Here is a 26757-nt window from a genome sequence, read left to right as displayed (position 1 = left end):
ATGACCCCGAACACATGATCAGTCAGGCGCTCATCGTCCTACCTCGTTTCCCTGCCACCTGGTGGCCGGGTCGGTGTCCGTGTCGCTCTGACTCGAATTAAGTTACGCATCGCCGAACACGAAGTCAAATCGCCTGGTCGGACGGCATTTTGGGGACGGTGAACGGTACGGTGGCATTCGGTCTGTCCGGACGAGGGAGGGAACGGCGATGCGGAACGCGGGGAAAGAGAAGGCCACAGTGAAGCGGCGGGGTTGGCGGCGCATCGTCGGGGCGGGCTTTGTTGTGGTGAGTGGGCTGGCGTTCGTGACGATCGGGTCGAATGCGGCGCTGTGGGCCATGTCTTCGGGGCATCGCAGTGATGTGGCGGGGGCGCCGGTGGTGCCGGTGGTGATCGTGCCGGGGGCCAAGGTGGGCGCGGACGGGACGCCGATGGCGTATCTGCGGGGGCGCCTGGATGTGGCGATCGAGTTGGTGGCGGCGGGGAAGGCCGGCGAGATCCTGTTGTCGGGAGACGCGGGTGGCTCGTCGGGGGACGAGATCGCGTCGATGAGCCGGTATCTGAGCGAGCACGGGGTGGATCCGGCGATCGTGCGGGCCGATGGGGAGGGGTTCTCGACGCGGGAGACGTGTGAGCGGGCGCGGACGATGTTCGGGGTGGAGCGGGCGATCATCGTCACGCAGTATCAGCATCTGCCGCGGGCGGTGGCGCTGTGCCGGGAGACGGGCATCGATGCCGACGGTGTGGTCGCCTATTGCGAGTGCAGGCGCCAGACCGAGTTCCGCAACAACATCCGGGAGTGGTTGGCGGCGCCGAAGGCGGTCGCTCAGATGCTGCTGTCATGACCCCAAAACTGGTGTGGCAGAGCGTGAATGACCCTGGTTTCCGGCGTACAAAACTTTACAAAACGTGGCCGGTCGCAAGAATCACTCGGTCTGCGCGACACGCTGGGCTAGCCTGACGACCGCCGACTGCCGAGGCGATCCCGACGTCCCGGAGTACGCGCAGATCGTTTGAGGTACAACAGTTTTGACATCGAAGCTCAGTCCTGTCGTGCGTGCCGCGACGCGAGCCGACATCGCCGGGATGGTGGATGTGCTGGCCGGGGCCTTCGCCTATGACGACCCGATCGACGAGTACATCTTCCCGGACGAGGCCGTGCGCGGGCGGCGTGCTCCGCGGATGTTGCGGGCGATGATCACCCACCGTTTCCTGCCTTCCGGCGGGGCCGAGGTGGCGGTGCTGGAGGACCGCGTGGTCGGCGCGCTGCTGTGGTATCCGCAGGGTTACCGGCCCGGCGGGCTGCGCGAGATGATCGCGGGGCCACAGCTTCTCGCGGCGATGGGTGGGGCCGTGCGGCGCGGGATCGAGGTGGACGCGGCGATGGATCGCGCGGCACCGGACGAGCCGCACTTCTTCCACGTGTATCTCGGGGCCGACCCGGCCTTGCAGCGCAGCGGTGTGGGGCGCGCGCTGTACGCGTCGTTCACCGCGCGGGCGGATCGGGAGGGTGCCGCGATCTGCGGGATCTGCAAGGACGCCAATGTGGGCTACTACCAGGCGCTGGGTAACGAGCGCGTCGGCGCGGTGCGCCTGGGTGACGCGGGGCCCGAGCTGAACATCATGGTTCGCCGGCCCCGGTAGGACCGACCGGCGGGTCTCCGCCGACGACCGTACGAATTCCCGAGCTGGACGAGGATTCCCCATGCCTGACATTGCCATCGTCGGTATCGGCTGCCGCTATGCCGGCGGCATCGATTCACCGGAGTCGTTCTGGGACTTCGTGATCGACAAGCGCGACGGAGTGCGCGAGATCCCGCCGGACCGCTGGGACTGGCGGCGCTACTACGACGCCGATCGGCGCGCGCCCGGACGGATGTACACCAAGCGCGCCGCCTTCATGACCGGGGACCCGTGGGAGTTCGACCCGGAGTTCTTCGGGATCTCGCCGCGCGAGGCGACGGCGATGGACCCGCAGCAGCGGCTGATATTGGAGGTGGCGTGGGAGGCGCTCGACGACGCCGGGATCGCCGGGCGCAGCGCGGGGGCCTCGCTGGGGGTGTTCGTGGGGGCCTTCACGCTGGATCAGCTCGCGACCTCGGTCGGGCCCGCGCTGCCGCATGTGGATCTGCACACCGCGGTCGGAGTGTCGTACACGATGCTGTCGAATCGCATCGCGTACGCGCTGGATTTGCAGGGGCCCGCGGTCACGATCGACACCGCCTGCTCGTCGTCGCTGGTGGCGCTGCATCTGGCGTGTCAGGCGATCGCGAACGGTGACTGTGAGTTGGCGATCGCCGGTGGCGTGAACGTGATGGTGCAGCCGGAGACGTTCGTGTCGATGTGCAAGGGCGGGTTCCTGGCGGCGGACGGGCGCAGCAAGCCGTTCGACGCGGCGGCCGACGGGTACGGGCGTGGCGAGGGCGCGGGCATCGTGGTGCTGAAGGCGCTGGCCGACGCCGAGCGCGACGGTGACCGGATCTACGCGGTGGTCAAGGCCACCGGGACCAATCAAGACGGGCGGACCACCGCCATCACCGTGCCCAATGCTTCGGCACAGGAGGCGCTGGCGCGCACAGTGATCCGGCGCTCGGGGATCGCAGCGCGGGACGTCACCTATGTGGAGGCGCACGGGACCGGGACGCCGGTCGGTGACCCGCTCGAGCTGCGGGCGATCGGACGGGCGTACGGGGCGTCGACGGGGCGGGCGCAGCCGCTCGGGGTCGGCTCGCTGAAGGCGACGCTGGGGCATACCGAGGCGGCGTCGGGGATCGCGAGTGTCATCAAATCGGCGCTGGCGGTGTGCCATCGAACGATTCCGCCGCAGGGGTGGCTGGACACGCCGAATCCGGAGATCCCGTTCGCGGAGTGGGGTATCCGGGTGCAGACCGAGGCGGAGGTGGTGGGAGCCGAGGTCGAGCGGATGACGGTGGCCGTCAACGGGTTCGGGTACGGCGGGACCAACGCGCACGCGATTCTGCAGGAGTATCGGACGGAGGCCGGAGTGGGCCGGGCGCCCGCGCATTTCGGGGTCATGCCGTTGTCGGCGCGGTCGGAGGCGGCGGTGCGGCAGCTGGCGCTCGGGGTGGCCGAGCGGATCGCCGAGGGTGCCGATCCGGCGGCACTGGCGGAGGCGGCCTGGCGGCGGCGCCATCATCATCCGGTGCGGGCTGCGATCGCCTTCGGGGACGACAGCGAGCTGGTCGAGGGGCTGGTCGGACTCGCCACCGGCGCGGGACGCGTCGGGCGGACGGTCGTCAAGAAGGCGGCCGAGCCGGTGTTCGTGTTCACCGGGATGGGGCCGCAGTGGTGGGGCATGGCGCGGGAATTGCTCACTGCGGACGGGGTTTTCGCTGATGAGGCGCGGCGGGTGGACGCGGAGTTCCAGGCCGTCGCGGGGTGGTCGATCGTCGAGGAGCTGCTGCGGCCGGAGGACGAGTCGCGGGTGAGTACGACGGCGGTCGCGCAGCCGGCGAACTTCCTGGTGCAGGTCGCGCTGTTCGCGGCCCTGCGGGAGCGCGGGATCGAGCCCGCGGTGGTGGTCGGGCACAGTGTCGGTGAGGTGGCGGCGGCCCACGTGACGGGGATGTTGTCGCTGCGGGACGCGGTGCTGGTGAGCTACCACCGGGCGCGGTTGCAGGCGACGACGGCGGGGACCGGTGGGATGCTGGCGGTGGGGCTGGGGCCCGACACGGTGCGTGAGGTGCTCAGCGCCGACGACACGGTCGATATCGCGGCGATCAACAGTCCGTCGGCGGTGACGCTGGCCGGGGCGGTCGATCGGCTGGACGAGATCGCCGAATCACTCTCCGAGCAGGGTGTTTTCGCGCGGCGGTTGACCGTCGAGGTGCCGTATCACAGTGCGCTGATGGATCCGATTCTCGACGAGCTGCGTGGTGCGCTGGCGGGACTGACGGTGGCCGAGCCGCGAATTCCGCTGTACTCCACCGTGACCGGCGCGCTGGTGACCTCCGACGGGTGGGACGCGGAGTACTGGTGCGCGAATGTGCGGCGGCCGGTGCGGTTCGCCGACGCGCTGAGCGCGGTCGTGCGGGCGGGGCACCGGGTGTTCCTCGAGGTGGGGCCGCATCCGGTGCTGGGGGCCAACATCCGGGAGATCCTCCTCGGGGCCGGTGAGGTCGGGACGACCGTGGCGACGCTGAACCGCAAGCAGCGCGACGGGCACAGCATGCGGCAGGTGCTGGCCGATCTCTATGCCGCGGGGGCGCTGGATGTCGAGGCGCTGTTCACCGTGGTGGACGGGCCGACACCGCAGGTGAACCTGCCGCGGTATCCGTGGCAGCGGACCCGGCTGCGCTCCGAGCTGCCCGAGATGCGGTTGCTGCGGCACGGGACGCCCGGTGCGTATCCGATGCTGGGTGACCCGCATCCCGACGATCCGTCGACCTGGCGGCGGCACCTGACGGTCGCGGCGCAGCCGTGGCTGGACGATCACGTGGTCGGTGGGATGCGGATCCTGCCGGGGGCGGGATATCTGGAGGCGGCGCTCAGCGCGGCGGCGGTGCGCACCGAATCGGCGCAGGTGGGGGTCGAGGGGGTGCGGTTCGTCGCGCCGCTGGTGGTCGACGGGGGTGACGCGCCGATCGTGGAACTGCACCTGGAGGAGTCGACGCGGCGGTTCACGATCCGGTCGCGGGGCGCGGCCGGGGCGCACTGGACCGTGCACGCGCTGGGGCGGGTGGTCGAGGGTTCCTATGATCCGACCACGGCTGAGCTGCCGGATCTCGCCGCGATGGTGTCCGTCGATCCCGCCGGGTTCTACGCGGGACTGACCGCGGCGGGGCTGGAGTACGGGCCGACGTTCCGGCGGGTCACCGAGATCTGGCTGGACGCGGCGACCGTGGTCGCGCGGGTCGACGGCGAGATCGACACCGAGGCGGGCTATCTCGCGCATCCGGCGGTGGTGGACGCGGCATTGCAGACCGTGGCGGCGCTGCTGGCCGCGCGCGGCGGCTCGCGTGACGGCGCGATGGTGCCGGTCGGGGTGGGGTCGGTGCGCAGGCTGGCCGCGCTGCCCGCGCGGGTGACGGTGGTGGCGCGGTTGTCCGAGGGTGACGCGCCGGTCGCCGATATCGATCTGCTCGACGGGGACACGGTGTGCCTGCAGATCCGGGGAGTGCGGTTCGGGTCGCTGACGCCGGGCGCGGGGCCGTTGCAGCGGATGACCGAGCTGTTCTACGAGGACCGCTGGGAGTTGCGCGAACCAGTCGATCCGGCCGCGCTGCCGGGGGTCGACGGGACGTTCACTCTCATCGTGGGTCTCGGGGCGCAGGATCGGGTCGAGCAGGTGCACAAAGCGGTGTGTGACAGCGGGATCGGGTCGGCTGTGCTGTCGCTCGATCCGGCAGATGCCGAGCTGGAGGCGACGCTGACGCGGCAGCTGGGCGAGGTGGTCGCCCGTGAGGCGATGTCGCGGGTGCACGTCTGTGTGGTGCCCGGTGACGGAGATGTCGCGGGGCTGTGGGCGTTGCGACGGGTGGCGGTGGCCCTGGAAGGGTTCCTCGATCATCGGGCGATCGAGCTCGGCGTCGAGATCCCGATGACCGGTGACGGGGCATTGCACGCCACGGTCGTCACGGCGCACGCCTACGCGCATCCGGCCGACCTCACGGCACCCGATCCCGGGCAGGCGGCGGTGGCCGGTGCGCGCCGGGTGCTGCTCAACGAGCAGTCGCGGTTGCGGTGGCGGCTGGTCGACATCGACGCCGACGTGCAGGCCGCCGACCTGGCGGCCGAGCTCGCGATTCCCGGCGCGTTCACCTACGACCTCGGCGACGAGATCGTGCTGCGCAACGGGTTGCGCTGGACCACCGTCGTCGACCGGTCGCTGCCGCAACGGCTCGAGGCGCTCGACACCGCCGAACCGCTCACCGACCCGGAGGCGAACTTCGCGCTGGAACTGCCGTCCTCGCGCACGTTCGCGAAGCTGGGGTGGCGGCGGTGCGCGCGGCGGGCGCCCGGGGCGGGCGAGGTCGAGGTGCGGATGCGCGCGGTCGGGCTCAACTACAAGGACGCGCTGAAGGTGATCGGGCTGCTGGGCGAACGCGAGCTGGCGCCGACGTATTTCGGGACCGTGCCCGGGATGGAAGGCGCGGGCACGGTGGTCCGGGTCGGCGCGGGGGTGAGCGGGGTCGCGGTCGGGGACGCGGTGGTGGTGACGTCGCGGGGCATGATCGCGCGGTTCCACACCACGGGCGCCGACCAGGTCGCGCGGGTCGAGCCGGAGACAGATCCCGGGCGCTGCACCAGCGGAACCGCGTTCGCGACGGCCGAGCACGCGTTGCTCGAGCTGGCCAGGGTGCGGCCCGGCGAGACGGTGCTGGTGCACGGTGCGGCGGGTGGTGTCGGGACGGCGGCGGTGCAGATCGCGAAACTGCACGGGGCGGTCGTGATCGGCACGGCGAGCACCGAGCAGCGGCGGGCGCGGGTGCTGGCCGAGGGCGCCGATCACGTGCTCGGGTCGCGGTCGCTGAGTCTCGTCGATGAGGTGGCGGCGCTGACCGGCGGACGCGGGGTCGACGTGATCCTCAGTACCGCGCCGGGCGAACTGCAACGTCAGAACTTCACCATGGTCGCGGAATTCGGGCGGATCGTGGAGATCGGCAAGGCCGACATCTACGCGGGTGGCGTGCTCGAACTGTCCGCCTTCGACAAGAACATCGCCTACTACTCCTTCGACCTGGACCGGATGCTGCGGGTGCGGCCCACGGCCGTGCTCGATCTGGTGCGGCAGGTGAACACCCGCTTCGACGACGGCACCTACCGGGCGCTGCCGTTCACCAGTTACGGCACCGCCGAGGTGGGGCAGGCGTTCGAGGCGGTCGCCCGGTCCACCGGGACGCACCGGATCGCGCTGGATCTCACCGAGACCGAGCCGCTGGTGCGGCCGACGCTGCCCGAGGTGACGATCGACGCGGCGGCGAACTATCTGGTCACGGGCGGGTTCGGGGCCTTCGGGCTGGCGACCGGGCGGTGGCTGGTGGGGCGCGGGGCCACGCGGCTGACGCTGGCCGGACGTGGTGGGGCGCGCACGGACGCGGCGATCGGGCAGGTCGCGGCGTGGCGGGAGCAGGGGGTCACGGTGGTCGAGGAGCAGGTCGACGTCACCGATGCCGAGGCGGTGGCCGGCATGATCGCGCGGGCGCACACTCCGGAGCATCCGCTGCGCGGGGTGTTCCACACCGCCGGGGTGATCGACGACAAGCGGGTGACCGTGATGGACGAGGCCAGCCTCGCGACGGTGTTCCGGCCGAAGGTGGACGGGGTCCACGCCCTGGTGGCCGGGCTCAGTGCCGCGGACGTGCGGCTCGACCAGTTCGTGCTGTATTCCTCGGGGTCGGCGATGTTCGGTGGCGTCGGCCAATTCGCCTACACCGCAGCCAATACCGCGCTGCACGCCGTGGCGGACTCGGTGGTCCGGGCGGGCGGGAAGGCGCTGGCGGTGGGCTGGGGGCACATGTCCGGCGGTGGCATGGCCGCCGCGGACGAGAACATCGCCCGCTATCTGCGCACCACCGGGTTCGATTCGCTCGATATGGACGAGGGCACCCGCTATCTCGAGCAGGCGTTGCGGCTCGGTGTCACGCAGGCCGCGATCATGCCGATCGACTGGGCGAAGGTGGCCGCCACGGCGCCGTTCTTCGCGCAGACGGGGCGGCTCGCCGCGCAGATCGCCGCGGCGGCCCAGGACGATTCGGCGGCGGCACGACTGCGCGCCGAACTGGCCGAACTCGACGAGGACAAACGCGGCGAGGTGGTGGCCTACATGCTGGCCGAGCAACTGGCCCAGGTGATGGGCGTGGCGGCGGACTCGATCGACCTGACGGTGCCGGTGCCCGAGCTCGGGCTGGACTCGCTGATGGCGGTGGAATTCGGTGCGCTGGTGTCGAAATCGCTGGGAGTGGAACTGATGACGATGAAGATGGGGCGTTCGTTCAGCCTGGAACAGGCGGGGGCGCGGGTGGCCGAGGCGATCGTCGGTGGGGTGACGGCGTGAGCGAATCGGCGCGCGAGCTGGCCCGGAAGTTGCTGTCCGCGGCGGGGACCGGGGCGGCGGCGGTACCTGCCGCGGCGCCCGCCCCGGCCCGCCGGCGGCGGGGACCGGGACGGCAGTTCGCCGATCATCCCGAGGTGGCGGCCATGGCGAACAAGCGCGCCATGATCGCGGCGGTGCACGAGCAGTTCGGGATGCCCAATCCGGTGTTCCTCACCCGGGAGAGCCCCAACGACACCGTCATCCGGTGGCAGGGGCGGCAGCTGGTGAACTTCAGTGCCTACAACTATCTCGGGCTGGCCAATCACCCGAAGGTGGTGCAGGCGGCCAAGGACGCGCTCGACAACTACGGCGCGTCCGCGTCGGCCTCGCGCATCGTGGCCGGGGAGATCCCGCTCTACGCCGAGCTCGAACAGCGGCTGGCGACGATGTACGACGTCGACGACGCCATGGTGACCACCAGCGGGTATCTCACCAATGCCGGGGTGATCGGGTTCCTGCTCGGCAGTGGCGACGTGGCGATCTGCGACGCGCTGATCCATCGCAGTGTGAGTTCGGGAGTGCAGTGGGCGGGGGCGCGTCAGCTCACCTTCCGGCACAACGATCCCGAGTCGCTGCGGTCGGTGCTGCGGATGGCGCGCGGCAACTTCGATCGCGCGCTGGTGGTGGTCGAGGGGCACTACAGCATGGACGGGACGATCGGGCGGGTGGCCGAGATCGCCGAGGTGGCCAGGGAATTCGACTGTGCGGTGATGGTGGACGAGGCGCATTCGTTCGGGGTGCTCGGGGAGACCGGGCGCGGGGTGCGCGAGCATTTCGGGCTGGCCGGTGACGCCGTGGACATCTGGATGGGGACGCTGTCCAAGGCGCTGGGCAGTTGCGGTGGGTTCGTCGCCGGGGACGCGGATCTGATCGGGGCGATGAAGGTGTGCGCGCCGGGTGTGGCGACGCTCAGTGGCGGACCCGCGCCGTCCACGATCGGTGCGGCACTGGCCGCGCTCGACGTCCTCGACTGCGAACCGCAGCGGCTGACCCGGCTGTGGGCCAATGCCGAGCTGTTCCACGGGCTGCTCACCGAGCGCGGGCTCGATCTCGGTGTCTCGCAGGGGACGCCGATCTGCCCGGTGCTGATCCCGCAGGAACTGCGCGTGGGGTATGTCGCCTCGCGGCTGCTCCAGCACGGGATCTACGCCGGACCGATCTCGGCGCCCGCGGTGCCGGCCGGTGGGGAGCGGGTGCGGTTCTTCCTGACTTCCGAACACTCCCCCGAACAGTTGCGCGAGGCGGCCGATCAGCTGGTCGAGGCGGTCAGGGCCGCTGAGGAACTCCCCGATTTCGGAGACGCGAACTGAAGGATCCCCACCGGGTGCGCAGGGAGGGCCGGGACGGCTGGTAGTTCAGGATCGGCTCGTAGGGCGGGCCCGCCAGCAGACTGCGGCACCCGCGAAGGATCGCTGCACGGAGCGCCTCGGAGTCGCCGATATCGGCCGCGAGGTAGTCCGACAGCGCCTCGAGGTGATTCCACAGCACGCCGGGGTCGCCGATCGACGCCTCGGGGAAGCTCGCCAGCACCGAGAGTTGGTGGATGAGCCCGCCCAGGTGGTGCCCGGCGATGTCGGCGCCGGACAGCAGGGCCGTGGCGTGCTCCTTCGCGCGCCGGAGCCGGACCTCGGCCTCCCTTGTCACCCAGCCGTTCTCGTCGGCGACGATGCCGAGTTCCGCCATCGCGGCACGGAACAGGCCGGGCGCCGGACCGGAATCGGTGACGTGCAGGCAGGCGAGGTCGAGCAGTGCCGGGGTGTCGTGGCCTCGGGCCAGGGCCTCGGCGGCCACGGGCGACAGGCGCTCGGCGGGGAGTTCACCGACCGCGAAGAGGTCGGCGGCGCGGCGCAGTTCGTCCATACGGACAAGGATGCGGCAGTGGCGGCTTCGCGGGCAACGCATATTCCCGCCACGCCGGGCGGGACCGTCGGGGTGCCGTGCCAGGGCAATTGGTATCGCGTAGCGTGGTCGGGGTTGTCATGGTGGCCGAGGGAATGGGGTGCATCGTGGGCGGATCCGAGCACGCCGCGCGGCTCGTACGTTTCTGGCAGACCCTGGAGCTGTTCGGTCCGCATCGTGTTCCCGATGTCGGTCCGACGGCCGACGGGCTCGTCGTCGAGCTCGCCGCGGAAGGACCGGCGCCGTGGGAGGACGGCGCGGAACTACCCGCGTTGCGGGCCGGGCGCGGCTGGCAGTTCGTCGTCTACGGCGGCTTGTTCGGGCTGGGCCGGGCGCGCGAGGCGCTGATCCGGGCCTTCGGTGACGACCACCGCGCGGCCGACGCCCGGCGGGCCGGGACCACGGCCGCTTTCGCGGTGACCCTCACCGGTGACGGTGTGGTGGTGGGTGGTTCGGCGTCGCTGTCGGGGCTGGCCTGGGCGATCAACCGGCTGCGTGAACCCGGTCCGGGAGATCCGGGGTGGGCGCAGGGATTCGACCACGACTCGGCCGCGTTCACCGCGGCCTTCGACACCTTGACCCGCGACGCGGCGGCACCGGACGCCGAACAGCAGACCACCCGATGGCTGGATGTGGCCGGGCGCGGCGTCGGTGCCTCACTGATCGCGGCGGGGGCCGACGGAGTGGTCTCGCCGGGGCTGGCGGGGATGTCGGCGCTGGCGTTCGCGCAGCGGGTGCGCTCCGACGACCCCGAGGATCTGGGCGAGGCCCCACAGCTCACCGGGCGCGACCTGCAGACCTTCACCGGCGAGCTGTGCAGCGCACTGGGAATCCGCTCCGAACTGCGCGCGGGCGGGGTGCGGGTGGCCTGCGTGCAGGTCGCCACCCGCGACGCCGACACCGTCGAGGACCGCCTCAACAGCGGCCTCGGGCCCGACCTCGCCATGCTGGCCGAGGCGGTCGACCGGGGCGATATCGGTGCGGCACTGCGCGATTACCTCGCCGCCACGGCCACGCTGCCGACCGACGACCGCATCGATGTCCGCAGGCGCCAGGACGCGGTGGTCGAGGGACTGCTCCCCCACCTCGTGCCGGACGGGCGCTGGCCGGGTGACCCGCTGGTCTCGGGTCAGCAGTTCGCCGTCGACCGGGCGCTGGCCGAATTGCGCGACGACGCCGGGATCTTCGCGGTCCACGGCGCGCCGGGCACCGGCACCACGACCATGCTGCGCGATCTGCTCGCCGGCATCGTGGTCGAACGCGCCACGCAGCTGGCCACCTTCGACGATCCGATGGCGGCGTTCACCGGGATCACCGAACAGGTGCAGGTCGCCAGGAACTACACCGTCGGCGCGCACCGGCTCGCCGCGCAGGTCACCGGGTTCGAGGTGGTGCTGACGACCGGCAGCGACGAGGCCGCGGCCGCGGTGGTCACCGAGATCCAGCACCGCGAAGCCGTCGATCCCGGCGTGCGGCTCAACCACTTCACCGAACTGGCCGAACTGGTGGGCGGCGAACCCGCCTGGGGGCTGGTGGCCGCGGCCCTGGGTGGGGCGCGGCGCAGCTACGGCGAACAGTTCTGGTTCGGCGAACGGTTCGCCACCGAGCGCAAGAACGAGCCGTCGGCGGTCGGCATGCTCGACATCCTCAAACAGGCGGAGTCCGACCCGGATTCGATCCCGGACTGGTCGACGGCGGTGCGCGACTTCGCGACCCGGCGCGCCGAGGTGCGCAGGCTCGCCCAGGAACGCCAGGACGTCGCCGACGCGGTCGCCGAGCTGCCCGACATGAACACCGCGCTGCAGTCGATGGCCGACGAGATCGCCGACGCCGACGACGCGCACGCGCACTGGCGGGAACGCCATCAGGGCGCGACGGAACAGCTACGGGCCGCGCAGGCCGCGCATCACCGGGCGGGCAAGCTGCTCGGGGAGCACAGCGGGCAGAAGCCGGGGTTCCTCGCCTCGTTGTCGACGGGGTTCCGGTCGGGGCGGCGCTGGAGTGCGCGCAGTACCGAGCTGCTGCGGGAACGTCATGCGGCCGAGGCGGACATGCGGCGCAGGCAGAGCGAGGTCGACTACGCGCGCGAGCAGTGGGCGCAGGCCGCCGAGCACGGGCGCGGGCTCATCCGCGACCATCTCGCGCTGACCACGCGGCGGGAGCACGCCCTGGACGTGATCGAGCGGGCGCGCGAGAACTGGGCGCGCACCATCCCGTTCGGCGATGTGGCCGGGGACGAGGAGCAGTTCCAGCTGTGCAATCCGTGGGCCGACGCGCAGTACGCGACCGCGCGACGCGAGGTTTTCGTGTCGGCGCTGAAGGTGCACCGGGCCTTTCTGCTGAACGCGGCGCCGCGGGTGCGCGACAACCTGATCGTCGTCATCGCGCTGATCCGGGGTGAGCTGGAGGTCGCGCCCAAGCCGGAGACGATCGCGGCGGCATGGCAGACGCTGTTCCTCGCGGTGCCGATGGTGACCACGACGTTCGCCGCGCTGCCGACGCTGTTCGCCGGGCTGGGGCGTGAAGCGCTGGGGTGGTTGTTCGTCGACGACGCCGGGCAGGCGGCGCCGCAGTCGGTGGCCGGTGGGTTGTGGCGGACGCGGCGCGCGGTGATCGTGGGCGATCATCGTCAGCTGGGGCCGGTCGGGGTGCTGCCCACCTCGGCGCAGGAGGCGCTGGTGCGCCGGTACGGGCTCGAACGCGAATGGCTGCCGGACCGGGCGACGGCGCGCAGTGCCGCCGATCGCGGGGTGCGCTACGGGACCTGGCTGACCCCGGCCGACGCCGACGAACCGGTGTGGGTGGGCACCCCGCTGCGCGTGCACCGGCGCAGTGACCTGCCGATCTTCGAGCTGACCCATCGGCTGGCCTACGACGACGACCTGCTGTTCTTCGGCACGCCGGAGCGTCCGGAGTTCCCCGGCGGGAACCGGTGGATCGATGTCCGGTCCATCGGCGCGGAGGGGAACTGGATTCCCGGCGAGGGCGAGGCGCTGGGCGTGCTGCTCGCGCAGCTGATCGAGGACGGGGTCGCGGCCGCCGACATCCGGGTGGTCAGCCCGTTCCGTGATGTCGCCCGGGGCGCGCAGGACGTGGCCCGCGGAATCCTCGGGGCGGAGTTCGCCACGCGTCAGGTGGGCACCGTCCACGCCATGCACAGCGATTCCGCCGAGGTCGTCGTGCTGGTGCTCGGCACCTCGCCCCCGGCGGGCGGTTCCCGCCGCTGGGCGGCCGCCAACCCGAACGTCCTCAATGCCGCCGTCTCCCGGGCCCGCCGCCGCGTCTATGTCATCGGGAACCACCGATTGTGGAGCAGCCAGCGGTATTTCGAACAGCTGGCCGACCACTGGCCCATCCAGACCGAGATCCGCCAGCCGGTCAGCCCGTAGGGCCGGCGCCGACGGCCGGCGTGGCCGGTCTGTGACGGAGGCGGTGCACGCCCGCAACTGTGCACCGCCCACCCGAACGATTCGATCTCCGCCCGGACTATTGCCCGGAATTTGCGGGAGAATTGCTGGGTTCGTCGAAGGATCGGAGCCGTCATGAGAACTACCGCGCTGGTCGGATCGATCGCGGGCGCCGCACTGGCGATCGCGATAGCCCTGCCGTCGACAGCTGCCGCCGACCCGGCATCCCCGATTGCCCGCGACTGTCACCCGTCCTATGACCCGTGCGTCCCGATCAACAGCGATGTCGACTGCCTCGGTGGTGGCGGTGACGGGCCCGGCTATACGGGCCGCGTGCGGGTGATCGGGCCGGACGAGTACGAGCTCGACGACAACGGCGACGGCATCGGCTGCGAGCCCGCCTGACGGGACTACGGCGAGTCGAACAGGAACTCGCCGGGTTCGACTGTCGTGCCGAGGGTGGTGGGGTGGATGGTGTCCTTCTTGGAGTCCATCACCACGACCGGGCAGATGGGCGCGTAGCCGGTGCCCTCGAGGGTGGACAGGTCCCAGGTGACGATGGGGGTGCCCGCGTCGACGTCGGATTTCTCGGTGACGTGCAGGTCGAAACCCTTGCCCTCGAGTTTGACGGTGTCGACGCCCAGATGGACCAGGACGCCGATTCCGCCGCCGAGGATGACGAAGGCGTGCGGGTGGAGTTTGAGGATCTTGCCCGCGATGGGGGCCACGACGGTGAGCGGGCCGCGGGTGCGGTCGGGGTCGACGGCGACCCCGGAGCCGACGAGCTGGTCGGCGAAGACCTGATCGGGGACGTCGGCGAGCGCGCGGACCGTGCCGGGCAGCGGGGCCAGGACGGGAACGCTCACAGGATGTCCTCGATGTCCTCGGCGAGGGTGTCGGCCTCGGGACCGACCACGACCTGAACCACCGACCCGGACTTGAGCACACCGTGCGCGCCCGCCGCCTTGAGCGCGGCCTCGTCGACCTTGCCGCCGTCCTTGACCTCGGTGCGCAAGCGGGTGATGCAGGCCTCGATCTCGACGATGTTCTCCGCGCCACCCAGGCCGGCGACGATCGCTTCCGCTTTGGACATGTCTTCTCCCTTTCCGCGGTGGTTGCCGGTTCCAGTATGGGAGCCTCGAATGTGCGCCACGTCATATTTCGCGGTTGACATCCGACACCCACCTGGTCAAACTGACAACTGGTTATGACCGGACAGTACCCGTCAGGGTGACTGGTTCACAACAGTTCTCGAAGAGGGTCGACATGACTGCCGTTACCGACAGCCCCCAGAAGGAATCGAAGGTGTTCGCGGGCCTGCAGCGCCTGGGTCGCAGTCTCATGCTGCCGATCGCGGTGCTGCCCGCGGCGGGCATCCTGCTGCGGCTCGGCCAGGACGACCTGCTCGGCCGCTTCTCCGCCCTGCACAGCACCGCGTCGGTGATCTCCGCGGCCGGGCAGGCGGTGTTCACCTGGCTGCCGCTGATCTTCGCCGTCGGTATCGCGATCGGCTGGGCCAAGAAGGCCGACGGCTCGACCGCGCTGGCCGCGGTGGTCGGCTACATGGTGATCAACGGGGTGTTCGAGGCGATGTCACCGATCGTGCTCGAAGGCAAGACCGACCCCAAGGGCGAGCAGGCGCTGATCAACTACGGCGTGCTCGGCGGCATCGTGATGGGTCTGCTCTCGGCGATCCTGTGGCAGCGGTACTACCGCACGAAACTGCCCGACTTCCTGGGTTTCTTCAACGGCAGGCGGCTGGTGCCGATCCTGACGGCGGTGACCGGTCTGGTGGTGGGTGTGGCGATGTCGTTCGTCTACCCGGCTTTCAATTCCGCGCTCACCTGGGTGGGTGAGACCGTCGCGGACAACACGGTGCTCGGCGGCGGCATCTACGGCGCGGCCAACCGCCTGCTCATCCCGACCGGCCTGCACCACATCCTGAACTCGACGGTCTGGTTCCTGGTCGGCGACTACACCGACGCCTCCGGTCAGCTGGTGCGCGGCGACCTCAACCGCTTCTTCGCCGGTGACCCGACCGCGGGCACCTTCATGACCGGCTTCTTCCCGATCATGATGTTCGCGCTGCCCGCGGCGGCCCTGGCCATCTGGCGCAACGCCCGGCCCTCGCAGAAGAAGCTGGTCGGCGGCATCATGCTCTCCACGGGTCTGACCGCGTTCGTCACCGGCATCACCGAGCCGCTGGAGTTCTCGTTCATGTTCGTCGCCTGGCCGCTGTATGTGGTGCACGCGATCCTGACCGGCACCTCGATGGCCCTGGTGAACGCGTTGGGCATCCACGACGGATTCACCTTCTCGGCGGGCGCGATCGACTATCTGCTCAACTTCGGCAAGGCCACCAACGCGTGGATGCTGATCCCGATCGGGCTCGGCTACGCGGTGATCTACTACGCGCTGTTCAGCTTCGTGATCAAGAAGTGGAACCTGCGCACGCCCGGTCGCGAGGCCGAAACCGATGTCGAGGTGGGCAAGCCCGATGTGGCCGCGGTCGAGGCCGAAGCCGCGCTGGCCGCCACCGGCGACACCCGCACCGACGCGCCGTCGGTCGCCGAGACCGAAGCGAAGCTGGACAAGAAACTGGAAGGTGAGTGACGCCCGATGCCCGAACAGGTGATCCGCGGTCTCGGCGTGAGTCCCGGGGTGGTGTCCGCGCCGTGGTTGCGCTTCGGCGCGCAGCTCGAGACCTCCGCGCAGGACCCGGTCGGCGGTTCGCCCGCGGACGAACTCGTCCGGGTGAAGGACGCGCTCGCCGGTGTGGCCGACGAGATGCAGGCCAGGGCGAAACGGGTCACCGGGGTCGCCGCGGAGATCCTGTCCATGTCGGCGACCATGGCGCGTGACCCCGGCATCGTGGCCGCCACCGAGAAGGAACTGGCGGCAGGGATGCCGACGGCGCACGCGGTGCACCTGGCGTTCGAGGGATTCTGCGCCAAACTCGAGGCGCTCGGCGGGTACATGGCCGAGCGGGCGACCGATCTGCGCGATATCGGCGGGCGCACCGTCGCGGTGCTGCTCGGGGAGCCGATGCCCGGCATTCCGGAGCCCGGCTATCCATTCGTGCTGGTCGCGCGGGATCTGGCGCCCGCCGACACCGCGATGCTCGGTGACAGCGAGGTGGTCGGCCTGCTCACCACCGAAGGCGGGCCGACCAGTCATACCGCGATTCTCGCGAAATCGCTGGGGCTGCCCGCGGTGGTGAACTGCCCCGGCACCGATCTGCTCGTCGAGGGCGCGCCGGTGCTGCTCGACGGCGCGACCGGCGAGGTGGTGATCGACCCGAGCCCGCGGCGTCAGCAGGTCGCGGCCGAGCGGGCCGCCGCCGACACCGCCCGGCTCGCGGCGGCGGGCGGGCCGGGGCACACCGCCGACGGGACATCGGTGCCGCTGCTGGTGAACATCGGCACCGTGGACGACGCGGTGAAGGCGGGGCCCGTCGACAGTGAAGGTGTCGGCCTGTTCCGCACCGAGTTCATGTATCTCGGAAAGGCGGCGGCGCCCTCGCTCGAGGAGCAGACCGCGTCCTACATCACCGTGCTCGAGCAGTTCGCCGGGCGCCGGGTGGTGGTGCGCACCCTCGATGCCGGGTCGGACAAGCCGCTGCCGTTCCTCGATCTCGGCACCGAGGAGAATCCCGCATTGGGCGTGCGCGGGCTACGCATCGGCACCGTCTTCCCGGACACGCTCGCAACCCAGCTCACGGCCTTGGCCCAGGCGGGCGCGGCGACGGGCGCGGACCTGTGGGTGATGGCGCCGATGGTGGCCACCGCCGACGAGGCGGCCGGGTTCGCCGCGCTGGCCCGGGAGTCCGGTCTCACCAAGGTGGGCGCGATGATCGAGATCCCGGCGGCGGCCCTACGCGCCCCGGATCTGCTGGCGCACCTGGATTTCGTCAGCATCGGCACCAACGATCTGAGCCAGTACACCTGCGCGGTCGACCGGATGGCCGGTGGGCTCGCGCATCTGCTCGATCCGTGGCAGCCCGCGGTGCTGGATCTGATCGCGATGGTCGGCGCGGCCGGGACCGCGGCGGGCAAGTCGGTCGGAGTGTGTGGGGAGGCGGCCTCCGACCCGGTGCTGGCGCCGGTGCTGGTGGGGCTCGGGGTGACGAGTCTGTCGATGTCGGCGCCCGCGCTGCCCGGGGTGCGCGCGGCCCTGGCCGAGGTCGGCATCGAACAGTGCCGGGAGGCGGCCGACGCGGCCCGCGCGGCGCGTAATCCGCAGGCAGCGCGGGACGCGGTGACGATGCTCCTGGGACGCGGGTGATCATGCCGGGCCGCGGCGAAGGCTTCGCGACGGCACAACGGTGCCCGAACGGCGGGCCGGGTGGCTCACCCCCGTACGCCGCCGGGCCCAAGTCCGTAGCGGTCATCAGCCGGCTGCCTGCTTCCTGCCACGGGCCAAGTACCTCGCCGCCTGCCTCCGGCCCGGAGTCCGCAGCCGTCGGCGCGGAGTCCGCAGCCATCGGCGCGGAGTCCACTGCGGTCGGCCCGGAGTCCACTGCGGCAGGTAGCCGGCTCCCTGCGTCCAGCCGCGGGCCGAACACCTCGCTGCGTGCCTGCGACCCGAACTCTGCAGCGGTCGGCAGCCGGTTTCCTGCGTCGCGCCTCGGGTGCCGGACGCCGCGACGGTGCCCTGGCGGCACGGTACCGACGGGTTCGGCGCCGGTGGTCGGCACGCTGCCGCGATCCGGGCCTGTCGGCGGAAAGCGGTGCGGGTAGCCGTGACCGGAATCGTGCGTGGGCATCTCGTCGGAACTTCCTCCGGCGAGATCAATGACGGCGTGGTGGAGTTCGCCGACGGGCGTATCCGCTGGGTCGGGGCCGCAGCCGAATATCCGGGGACCGCGTCGATTCCGCGGGCACGGTCCGAGCTGGTGCTGCCGGGGCTGATCGATCTGCACTGTCACGGTGGGGCGGGGTTCGGGTTTCCCAACGCGGCCACGGCCGGGGCACAGGTGGCAGCGGCGCATCATCGACAGCACGGGACGACCGGGCTGTTGGGCAGTCTGGTGTCGGCGCGGCCCGAGGTGCTGATCGAGCAGGCCGCGATACTGGCGGATCTGGTCGAGGACGGGGAGCTGCTCGGGGTGCATCTGGAGGGGCCGTTCCTCAATGCGGTGCGGTGTGGTGCACAGGACCCCGCCGCGATCGTGCCCGGTGATCCGGCCCTGTTCGAGCGGGTGCTGGCGGCCGCCCGCGGCACGGTCCGCTCGATGACGCTGGCGCCCGAGACCGCGCGCTTCGACGACTTGCTCGCCATCATGCGCCGCCACGACGTGCTGCCCAGCCTCGGGCACACCGATGCCGACGCCGCCACCACCACCGCGCGCATCCGGGCCGCGTCGAACGGCCCGCTCACCGCGACACACCTGTTCAACGGCATGCCCGCACTGCACCACCGCTCCCCCGGCCCGGTGGCCGCCTGTCTCGCCGCGGCCGGGCGCGGGGAGATGGTGGTCGAATTGATCGCCGACGGTGTGCATCTGGCGCCGGAGACCGTCGCGATGGTGTTCGACACCGTCGGTCCGGACCGGATCGCGCTGGTCTCCGACGCCATGGCCGCGGCGGGAATGCGCGACGGCGAGTACCGGCTCGGTGCCCTCGATGTGCGCGTGCGCGACCGGGTCGCGCGGCTGGCCACCGAGGACGGGTCGCCCGGAGCGATCGCGGGCGGCACGGCCACGCTCGCGGATGTCCTGCGATGGACCGTGCACCGGGCCGGTGCCCCCCTGGCCGACGCCGTCACCGCCGCCACCCGCACACCCGCACGCATGCTCGGCCTCGACGGCGAGCGCGGGACGCTCACCGTCGGCGCGCGCGCCGATCTGCTCGTCACCGACCAGTCACTGCAGCCACGGCGGGTGTTCGTCGCCGGAACGGAGGGAACCTGATGGAAATCGTCATCCGGGCGGACGAGGACGAGGTGGCGCGCACGGTCGCCGATATCGTGGGCGGTTACGTCGAGCGCGGGAACGCGATCCTCGGGCTGGCCACCGGGTCCTCCCCGCTGGGCAGCTATCGGGAAATGGCGCGCCGATACGAGGCGGGTGAACTGGACTTTGCGACCGCGAGCGCGTTCCTGCTCGACGAATACGTCGGGCTGCCGAAAGAGCATCCGCAGTCGTATTTCTCGGTGATCCGGTCGGAGTTCGTCGACCACGTCAATCTGGACGCGGCCCGGGTGCTGAGCCCCAACGGCGAGGCCGGGGACATCGCCGGTGAGGGCCGCCGCTACGACGCCGCCATCGCCGCCGCGGGCGGGATCGATGTCCAGCTGCTCGGTATCGGCACCGACGGCCACATCGGCTTCAACGAGCCGGGTTCGGCACTCACCTCGCGCACCCGGGTCAAGACCCTCACCGCACAGACCCGCAAGGACAATGCCCGGTTCTTCGACGGCCCCGACGACGTCCCCCACCACGTCCTCACCCAGGGGCTCGGCACCATCCGCGATGCCGGTCATCTGGTGATGATCGCGCTCGGCGCAGGCAAGGCCGACGCCATCGCCGCCGCCGCCGAGGGCCCGCTGTCGGCGTTCTGCCCGGCCTCGGTGATGCAATGGCATCCGCACGTCACCGTGGTGATCGACGAGCCCGCCGCGAGCAAACTGAAACTGGCCGACTATTACCGGTACGCCCTCGCGAACAAGCCAGCCTGGCAGTCGTTCTGAGATGACCGCGCTCGAGTTCGCGGTGCAGGACGTGACCGGCGCGCGGCTGGCCCGGCAGCTCGGCGCCGACCGGGTGGAATTGTGCTCGGCACTGGGCAGCACGGGCGGCATCACCCCGAGCCTCGGGCTGATCGAGAGCGCCGTGGCGACCGGCGTGCCGGTGCATGTGCTGATCCGCTGCCGCCCCGGCGATTTCGGATACGACGAGGACGAACTCGCGGTGATGGCCGCCGACGCGGTCACCGCGATGCAGGCCGGTGCCGCCGGAGTGGTGGTCGGTGCGCTCACCGATCGGCGCGAGGTGGATGTGCCCGCGCTGGAACGGCTGGTCGAGGGCATCCGCCTCGGGCAGGGGCAGATCACCTTCCATCGCGCCATCGACCGAGTGCCCGATCGTCTTGCCGCGCTGAACGTTCTGCGTGAACTGGGCATCACCCGTGTCCTCACCTCGGGCGGCGCCACCACCTGCGCCGAAGGACTGCCCGCCCTGGCGGCGATGGTGGAGTACGCCGACGGCGTGGAGATCATGGCCGGTGGTGGCGTCCGCGTCGCCGACATCCCCGCGCTGCGGGACACCGGTGTAGACGCCATCCACCTGTCGGCCCGCCGGTCGGTGACCGGTGATGCCGGGCCCGGCGGTGGTAGCGCTCCACGCGAGATGCTCGATGTCGCTGTCGCGACCGCCGCCGTGGCAGCGGTGCGCGAATAGTCCTGCCCCCGGTACCGATCCGGACACGGGAGCATCCGCTAGCTCCGTTCGATGAGCACCAGTTCGGCTTCGTCGCGGGTGCACTCGAAAGCGGCGCAGACCGCGTCGAGGGCGGCCTGCTTGTCACCCTCGGCGAAGAGGCGGTCGATCTCGGCCCACTGTTCGATGGTCGGTGGTGTGACTGTCAGGTCGAGTCGGCTCTCCAGGCGCTCCCACATGCGGGCGACGGTGGGGTCGTCGGCGAGCAGGTCACCGAGGTGGGCCTTGAACAGGGCGTGTTCGGTGCGGTACATGCCCATCCAGCTGCTGCCGGGCGGGCTGGCCTCGGCATTGGCGGTGCGGTCGGCGAGTTTGAGGACGACCGCGGGTGGATGGGCGGCGATCTTGGCGTAGGCGTCGAGATTGCGGGCCTTGCGGTTGGGGCCGATGCCGGTGACGGCCCAGACGAGATCGAGAACCTCACGGCCGTAACGGGATTCGACCTCCTCGGCCGTCACCGGGGTGTCCTCGATGACATCGTGCAACCAGGCCGCGGCCCCGAGAGCGCCGTCGTAGCCGAAGTCGGTCAGGACGGCGCGCACGGCCGCCAGATGCGTGATGTACGGCGCCTGGCCGTATTTCTGCTCGCCGTGCGCGGTGCGAGCGAACTCGCGCGCATCGGCTTCCCGCTGGGCAACGCTGCCGAACTCCATGTGGCACCCCCGTGCTCGATTGCTCCGTCGGGATCGACCCTAGCCGAGCCCACCGACACGAATGCGGCGATCAGGGCAGCCGGGGCGGTTTGATGCCGGTGAGGATGCCGGTCTGGTCCCGGCTCTGCGTATAGGTGAGCTCGGTGAACCCGAGTGCGCGCAGCAGTTCCGTGTAGTGCCGGATGTCGGCGTCGGCGAACGGATCTCCCCCGTCGCGGAGCAGCACCGACAGTGCCCGGCGCATCCGGGGCGACGGTGACGCGTCGGCGAGCAGTACCCGTCCGCCGGGCCGCAGCACCCGCCACATCTGGGCCAGTGCGGCCGCGCGGTGCGCCTCGGGGATGTGGTGCATGACGAAAGTGCAGGTGACGATGTCGAACGCGTCGTCGGGCAGCGGCAGATCCTGGGCCGGTCCGACCTCGTAGCGATGGTGGGCGGCGCGATCACGGCGGCGGTTGTCGGTGACTGCGGTAGCAGAGGGATCGACGCCGACGGCCGAGCCTTTCGGGCCGACCACCGCCCCGAGCGCCCGGACGAGTTTGCCGGGGCCACAACCGATATCGAGCGCGCGTTCGCCGGGCCGCGCACCGGAGCGCGTGACGAATTCGTCCAGCAGCCTGCGGTGACGGCCGAGGAAGAACAGCGTGGTGAACACGTTGTAGCGGCGCAGGCCCTGGATGACCAGGCCGGTGCCCGCGTCGTGGACGAACATGGGAGTGAGAAGCTGATGTCGGGACATGCGTCCATGGTCGATCGCCTGCGCGCCCGTCACCAGGAACAACAGCGCCGTAACCGTCCGATTCCGCACAGTCGCGGCGAATCCGTTCAGGAGGAGCGCATGGCCGAACCCGCCGATCGCCGCGTGCGCCGCACCCGCGACCTGCTGCACCGGGCGCTGATCGAGCTGATGATCGAGCGCGGCTACGACCGGGTGAGCGTGAGTGACATCATCGCCCGCGCCGATGTGGGCCGCTCCACCTTCTACGCGCACTACCGCGACAAGGACGACCTGCTGCTGGTGAGCTGCACCGAATACCTGCGCCGCGAGATCGCCCGCACCGCCGCGCCCGGCTCCCCGCTGGCTCCGCTGCGGGTGATGTTCCACCTGGCGGCGCACTATCCCGAGGTCTACCGGCCGCTGGTCGGGCCGAAGGTGAGCGCCACGGTGCTGCGGTCCTATCGGCGCAGCTGTGCCGAACTGCTCGGAGAGGTGCTCGGCGAACAGGCCGACGGCACGATCACCTTCCTGTCCTGGGGACTGGTCGGGCTGATCGCCGAGATGATCGATCCCGCGACGGCGCTGACGCCCGGCCAGGCGTGGCACCGGTTCGAGACGATGGCGCTGCCCGGCCTCAATCGCGGCGGGGACGCAGGTCCGGCCAGGGCGGGCGGCGCAGAACCGCCAGCGCCGCAATGACTCCGGTGAGCAGCCCGATCCATTCGCCGAGCTGAGCGATGCGATTCGCGTCGACCACCGCGGTCCATTCCGCGCGGCCCTCGTGCACGACGAACACCCCGAGCGGACCCGGGCCGTGCAACAGTCCGGGGCCGCGGGCCACGGTGATCACCGTCGATCCGTCCGGTCTGTCGATGGGTTCGCCGAAGATCATCGGCGGCTCGGCGCCCACCCGCGCGAGACGATCCCTGATCATGGCGTCGACGATACGCGGGCGCGCGCGTCGCCGGGCAGGCTCGACGGTGCTGCCATGATGGAGGCGGCACTGTCCTGGGAGAAAGGCGCACCGATGCCCGAGCTGGAACTGTCGACACCGTGGTCACAGGACATGGGGCTGCGGGTGCCCGTGGTCAATGCCCCGATGGGCGGCGCGGCGGGCGGGCGGCTGGCGCGGGCGGTGTCGGCGGCCGGTGGGCTCGGGATGATCGGCATGGGCAGCGCCGGTTCGGTCGAGGCGCTGCGGCGTGAGCTGGCGGCGGCCGGGGATTCCGTCGACGGGATCGGGCTGGTCGACTGGGTGCGTCAGCGCGAAGACGGCCTGCTGGAGACCGCCATCGCGGCGCGACCGCGGATCATCTCGGTCAGCTTCGGGACCGATTTCTCCTGGGTATCGCCGGTGCGGGCGGCGGGTATCCGCACGGTCACCCAGGTCTACGACGCGCCGGGCGCACACCGTGCCCAGGACGCGGGCATCGACATCCTGGTCGCGCGCGGCAACGAGGGCGGCGGGCACGGGGCCGACCGGATGGCGCTGATGCCGCTGCTGGACGCGGTACTCGAGATCGCGACCGTGCCGGTACTGGCCGCGGGCGGGATCGGCTCGGGACGCACCCTCGCCGCGGTGCTGGCGGCGGGCGCGGCGGGCGCCTGGCTGGGGACCTGCCTGGCCGCCGCCGAGGAATCACTGCTGCCCGAGCCCGCGCGGCTGGCCATGCTCGCCGCCGACTCCACCGGCACGGTGCTCACCACCTCCTTCGACGAGGCTCTCGACCTGCCCTGGCCACCGATCTACCCGGCCCGCGTGCTGCGCAACGAGTTCACCGACCCGTGGCTCGATGACGATCAGCGGCCCTCACCCGAGCGGCTGCGCGCGGCCATCGCCGCCGACGATCCCCGGCTGGCGCCGGTGGACGCGGGTCAGGGCGTCGGCCTGGTCACCCATATCGAACCGGCGGCCGACATCATCGACCGGCTGTGCACCTCGGCCGCCGCCTTGTTGGCCGAGCACTGAGCCTTGCAAAAATATGTTGACCGGTCTAGTTTCTAACTGTGGGCACGAAAGGCGCGGAGACGCGCTGCAAGCTGATCAAGGCGACCCGATCACTGATCGAGTCGCGCGGCTATTTCGGCACCGGACTGAATCAGATCGTGCAGACCAGCGGCGCGCCGCGCGGGTCGCTGTACTTCCACTTCCCGGGCGGTAAGGACGAGCTGGTGGCGGCCGCGGTCACCGACAGCGGTGTCGAGATCGCCGAGATGATCCGCACCACCGAGGCCGCCGACGCCCGGGATCTCGCGCACCGGATGGTGCGTTTCCTCGGCGATCGGCTGGAGGGATCGGACTGGACCGTCGGCTGTCCGGTGGCCGCGGTCGCACTGGATACCGCGTCCACCAATGATGCTGTGCAGCAAGCCTGTTCGTCCACGTACCAGATCTGGGAAGAGGCGCTGCGCGAGCGACTGATCGGTTTCGATCACCCCGAACCGGAGCGGGTCGCCACAGCGGCGCTGGCGCTGATCGAGGGTGGGCTGGTCCTGGCGCGGGCACATCGTTCACGGCAACCACTGCGGCAGGTCGCCGACACCATCGACACCCTGATCTGATTCCGGCACACGCCCACCTCGGGTCATCGCTTCAAAATATGTAAATCGGTCTACTGAAAGTAGGACATCATGGTTCACACCGATTCGATCGTCTTCGGAGCCGCGGGCTTCATCGGCCGGTCACTGGTCGCGGAATTGCTGCGCGCCGGGCACACCGTCGCCGCCGCCTTGCGCGTGGGCAGCGAACACCGATTGCGCGACTGGCTGGCCACGCAGGACGTGGACACCGACGGGTTGCGGATCGTCACCACCGATATCGGCGAGCCCGATCTGGCACTCGGCGAGCCGGTCGAGGGGGTGTGCGATGTGTACAACGCGGCGGCGTTGATGAAGTTCGGGCTCGATGCCGAGCTCGCGCGACGGGTGAACTTCGACGGTGCCCGGCACGTGCTGGAATGGGCTGGGCGGCAACCTGATCTGCGTCGCGTCGTGCACATCACCGGCTACCGGATCGCCGACGACGGCCCGCGCGACTACCGCGACGGGGCCTATGAGGCGTCGAAGATCCAGGCCGACGGCATGCTCCGGGCCCTCGCGGCCGAGCGGGGGATTCCGCTCACCTTCGCCAATCCCGCCGGGGTGCTCGGGCCGGGGCAGTATTTCGGGCTCGCCGACATCATCGACAGCCTGTGGCGGGGCGAGCTGCCCGCGCTGCCGGGGTCGGCCGACACCTTCGTTCCGGTGGTCGATCTCGGCTATGTGGTGCGGTTCCTGGCCGGACTGCCGACCCTGCCCGACACCGCGGGCAAGTCCTATCCCCTGCTCGACGCCGCCACTCCCGTGCTGCCCGAACTGATCCGGCTCGTCGCCGCGCATCTCGGTGTGCCCGCCCCGCGTTTCCTGTTGCCGACCGGGCTGGTGCGCAGGCTGCCGCGCGCGCTGACCAAGGCCGACCCCGAAGCGCTGACCTTCCTCAGCACCGACCGCTACGACACCACCGCGGCCGATGCGGTGGCGCGGCGGCTGGGAATCGCGCATCCGCCGGTGGCCGAACTGCTGACGAGTTACGCCGACGGGATCGTGGCCAGCCGCAACGGGACGGTCACCCCGGCGCCGGACGCCGGATTCCGGAACGGGACCTGGGTCGCCGGAGAGCACGAGAGCCCTGAATACGTGCTGCTGCACGGGCTTCCGGTCGACGGCGAGTCGTGGAACGGCGTGGTGCGCGCGCTGGACGGGCCGAGTCTGGTCGCCGACCTGCCCGGTGTCGGCCGCTCCGCGTCGTCGACGCTGTCGATCGGCGAATGGACCGAGGAGCTGTTGGCGCCGGTGCGCACGCGGCCGGTGCTGGTCGGGCATTCGCTCGGGACCTGGGCCGCGGTCGAATTCGCGCTGCGGCATCCGGAGCGCGTCTCGCGCCTGGTGCTGATCGCCCCCGCCTTCCTCCAGCAGCAGGCCGTGTGGTGGCTGGGCACGCCGGTGACCGCCGAGGTGGTCAAGCGCATGCCGCTCGCGATGTTCGCCGCGCAGCTGGGTGTTCCGGTGGGACCGGCGGTCGAGTCGGCGGCGGCGAATCTGCGGCGGCCGGGTGTGGCTCGGCGGACCTTCGCGGCGTTGCGTCGTGCCGGGGCATCGCGGGCCGAGCTCGCCGAGAAGCTCGCGCGCGTCACGGTGCCGGTCGACATCATCGTCGGCGCGGACGACCCGCTGACCGAGGCCACCGACCATCCGGTGCACATCATCGACGGCACCGGCCATTACCCGCAGTTGACCCATCCCGCACAGCTCGCTGCCATCGTGCGCGGCGAGATCCCGTCCGGTATCGGCACATCGACGGTGGTCGGAGGTGCCGCCGGGAGGTGATCGATCTGTCGCGGGGCGGGGGTCAGCTGCGCGTGGGGTCCGTGCCGAGGTCGATGATCTCGGGCGGGTCCGCGCACAGCACGCTGACGCACTTGTCGTCCACCAGCAGGTATTCGCGGGTGCCGTCGTAGCGCAGGTCGCGGACCGCTTTTCTGCGGTAGCGCTGGGATTCCGGGACCAGGCGGCATTCCGGAGGGATGAACGGGGTTTCCACCCGACCAT

At 70.9% G+C, this 26757-nt stretch carries 22 protein-coding genes; 15 read left to right on the top strand and 7 right to left on the bottom strand.

Going from position 1 to position 26757, the window contains the following annotated elements; all coding sequences use genetic code 11:
- Nucleotides 1-208: 208 nt before the first annotated feature.
- The 4 genes from ACWEMY_RS22005 (at nucleotide 209) to ACWEMY_RS21990 (ending at nucleotide 9365) form a co-directional block, all read left to right on the top strand.
- Nucleotides 209-844: a SanA/YdcF family protein gene (locus ACWEMY_RS22005; protein ID WP_452391515.1), complete on the top strand. Its 636-nt coding sequence runs from the start codon at nucleotides 209-211 to the stop codon at nucleotides 842-844.
- 208 nt (nucleotides 845-1052) lie between these two features.
- Nucleotides 1053-1643, top strand: coding sequence for a GNAT family N-acetyltransferase (locus tag ACWEMY_RS22000; protein ID WP_452391514.1), 591 nt, complete (start codon nucleotides 1053-1055; stop codon nucleotides 1641-1643).
- A 61-nt stretch (nucleotides 1644-1704) separates the two neighbouring features.
- A complete protein-coding gene (locus tag ACWEMY_RS21995; RefSeq protein ID WP_452391513.1) occupies nucleotides 1705-8016 on the top strand; it encodes a type I polyketide synthase in 6312 nt (2103 codons plus the stop codon).
- A complete protein-coding gene (locus ACWEMY_RS21990) occupies nucleotides 8013-9365 on the top strand; it encodes an aminotransferase class I/II-fold pyridoxal phosphate-dependent enzyme (protein WP_452391512.1) in 1353 nt (450 codons plus the stop codon). The genes ACWEMY_RS21995 and ACWEMY_RS21990 overlap by 4 nt, the downstream gene beginning before the upstream one ends.
- Here the strand turns inward: ACWEMY_RS21990 and ACWEMY_RS21985 are convergent.
- Entirely contained in the window at nucleotides 9322-9915 is a 594-nt protein-coding gene (locus tag ACWEMY_RS21985; RefSeq protein ID WP_452391511.1) for a hypothetical protein, read from the bottom strand. The genes ACWEMY_RS21990 and ACWEMY_RS21985 overlap by 44 nt on opposite strands.
- A gap of 146 nt (nucleotides 9916-10061) precedes the next feature.
- On the opposite strand from ACWEMY_RS21985, the gene ACWEMY_RS21980 reads away from it, so the two are divergent.
- On the top strand, nucleotides 10062-13343 hold the full coding sequence (locus ACWEMY_RS21980; protein ID WP_452391510.1) for a DEAD/DEAH box helicase: 3282 nt from the start codon (nucleotides 10062-10064) through the stop codon (nucleotides 13341-13343).
- 153 nt (nucleotides 13344-13496) lie between these two features.
- A complete protein-coding gene (locus tag ACWEMY_RS21975) occupies nucleotides 13497-13766 on the top strand; it encodes a hypothetical protein (protein ID WP_452391509.1) in 270 nt (89 codons plus the stop codon).
- A gap of 5 nt (nucleotides 13767-13771) precedes the next feature.
- Here the strand turns inward: ACWEMY_RS21975 and ACWEMY_RS21970 are convergent, their stop codons facing one another.
- A complete protein-coding gene (locus ACWEMY_RS21970; protein WP_452391508.1) occupies nucleotides 13772-14227 on the bottom strand; it encodes a PTS sugar transporter subunit IIA in 456 nt (151 codons plus the stop codon).
- On the bottom strand, nucleotides 14224-14454 hold the full coding sequence (locus ACWEMY_RS21965; protein WP_452391507.1) for a glucose PTS transporter subunit EIIB: 231 nt from the start codon (nucleotides 14452-14454) through the stop codon (nucleotides 14224-14226). Before ACWEMY_RS21965 ends, ACWEMY_RS21970 begins: the two co-directional genes overlap by 4 nt.
- 173 nt (nucleotides 14455-14627) lie before the next feature.
- On the opposite strand from ACWEMY_RS21965, the gene ACWEMY_RS21960 reads away from it, so the two are divergent.
- The 5 genes from ACWEMY_RS21960 to ACWEMY_RS21940 all read left to right on the top strand — a co-directional run bounded on the left by ACWEMY_RS21960 (nucleotide 14628) and on the right by ACWEMY_RS21940 (nucleotide 20760).
- Nucleotides 14628-15974, top strand: coding sequence for a PTS transporter subunit EIIC (locus ACWEMY_RS21960; protein ID WP_452391506.1), 1347 nt, complete (start codon nucleotides 14628-14630; stop codon nucleotides 15972-15974).
- Nucleotides 15975-15980: 6 nt separating this feature from the next.
- Nucleotides 15981-17645 (top strand): phosphoenolpyruvate--protein phosphotransferase, encoded by a 1665-nt coding sequence (ptsP, locus tag ACWEMY_RS21955; RefSeq protein ID WP_452391505.1) that lies wholly within the window; start codon nucleotides 15981-15983, stop codon nucleotides 17643-17645.
- Between the two features lie 457 nt (nucleotides 17646-18102).
- Entirely contained in the window at nucleotides 18103-19272 is a 1170-nt protein-coding gene (locus ACWEMY_RS21950; protein WP_452391504.1) for an N-acetylglucosamine-6-phosphate deacetylase, read from the top strand.
- Nucleotides 19272-20051: a glucosamine-6-phosphate deaminase gene (gene nagB, locus ACWEMY_RS21945; protein ID WP_452391503.1), complete on the top strand. Its 780-nt coding sequence runs from the start codon at nucleotides 19272-19274 to the stop codon at nucleotides 20049-20051. Before ACWEMY_RS21950 ends, nagB begins: the two co-directional genes overlap by 1 nt.
- Before the next feature lies 1 nt (nucleotide 20052).
- Nucleotides 20053-20760, top strand: a complete 708-nt coding sequence (locus ACWEMY_RS21940; protein ID WP_452391502.1) for a copper homeostasis protein CutC — start codon at nucleotides 20053-20055, stop codon at nucleotides 20758-20760.
- A gap of 38 nt (nucleotides 20761-20798) precedes the next feature.
- On the opposite strand, the gene ACWEMY_RS21935 is transcribed toward ACWEMY_RS21940, so the two are convergent.
- The gene (locus ACWEMY_RS21935; RefSeq protein WP_452391501.1) at nucleotides 20799-21452 is read right to left on the bottom strand and encodes an HD domain-containing protein; all 654 of its coding nucleotides are present in this window, start codon (nucleotides 21450-21452) and stop codon (nucleotides 20799-20801) included.
- Between the two features lie 70 nt (nucleotides 21453-21522).
- Nucleotides 21523-22191, bottom strand: a complete 669-nt coding sequence (locus ACWEMY_RS21930) for a class I SAM-dependent methyltransferase (RefSeq protein ID WP_452391500.1) — start codon at nucleotides 22189-22191, stop codon at nucleotides 21523-21525.
- Between the two features lie 99 nt (nucleotides 22192-22290).
- Here ACWEMY_RS21930 and ACWEMY_RS21925 point away from each other — a divergent pair, with 99 nt between their 5' ends.
- Entirely contained in the window at nucleotides 22291-22869 is a 579-nt protein-coding gene (locus tag ACWEMY_RS21925; protein WP_452391499.1) for a TetR/AcrR family transcriptional regulator, read from the top strand.
- On the opposite strand, the gene ACWEMY_RS21920 is transcribed toward ACWEMY_RS21925, so the two are convergent.
- Nucleotides 22805-23104 (bottom strand): hypothetical protein, encoded by a 300-nt coding sequence (locus ACWEMY_RS21920; RefSeq protein WP_452391498.1) that lies wholly within the window; start codon nucleotides 23102-23104, stop codon nucleotides 22805-22807. The genes ACWEMY_RS21925 and ACWEMY_RS21920 overlap by 65 nt on opposite strands.
- Before the next feature lie 93 nt (nucleotides 23105-23197).
- Here ACWEMY_RS21920 and ACWEMY_RS21915 point away from each other — a divergent pair, with 93 nt between their 5' ends.
- From ACWEMY_RS21915 to ACWEMY_RS21905, 3 genes are all read left to right on the top strand, one after another.
- Nucleotides 23198-24139: an NAD(P)H-dependent flavin oxidoreductase gene (locus ACWEMY_RS21915; RefSeq protein WP_452391497.1), complete on the top strand. Its 942-nt coding sequence runs from the start codon at nucleotides 23198-23200 to the stop codon at nucleotides 24137-24139.
- 38 nt (nucleotides 24140-24177) lie between these two features.
- A complete protein-coding gene (locus tag ACWEMY_RS21910) occupies nucleotides 24178-24732 on the top strand; it encodes a TetR/AcrR family transcriptional regulator (RefSeq protein ID WP_452391496.1) in 555 nt (184 codons plus the stop codon).
- 69 nt (nucleotides 24733-24801) lie between these two features.
- Nucleotides 24802-26535 carry an alpha/beta fold hydrolase gene (locus tag ACWEMY_RS21905; protein WP_452391495.1) on the top strand — a complete coding sequence of 578 codons (1734 nt, stop codon included), beginning with the start codon at nucleotides 24802-24804 and terminating at the stop codon, nucleotides 26533-26535.
- 22 nt (nucleotides 26536-26557) lie between these two features.
- Here the strand turns inward: ACWEMY_RS21905 and ACWEMY_RS21900 are convergent, their stop codons facing one another.
- Nucleotides 26558-26749, bottom strand: coding sequence for a hypothetical protein (locus ACWEMY_RS21900; RefSeq protein ID WP_452391494.1), 192 nt, complete (start codon nucleotides 26747-26749; stop codon nucleotides 26558-26560).
- Between the last annotated feature and the right edge of the window lie 8 nt (nucleotides 26750-26757).

The organism is Nocardia sp. NPDC004415 (genome assembly GCF_053602435.1).
This window is presented reverse-complemented; position numbering and strand designations above follow the sequence as displayed.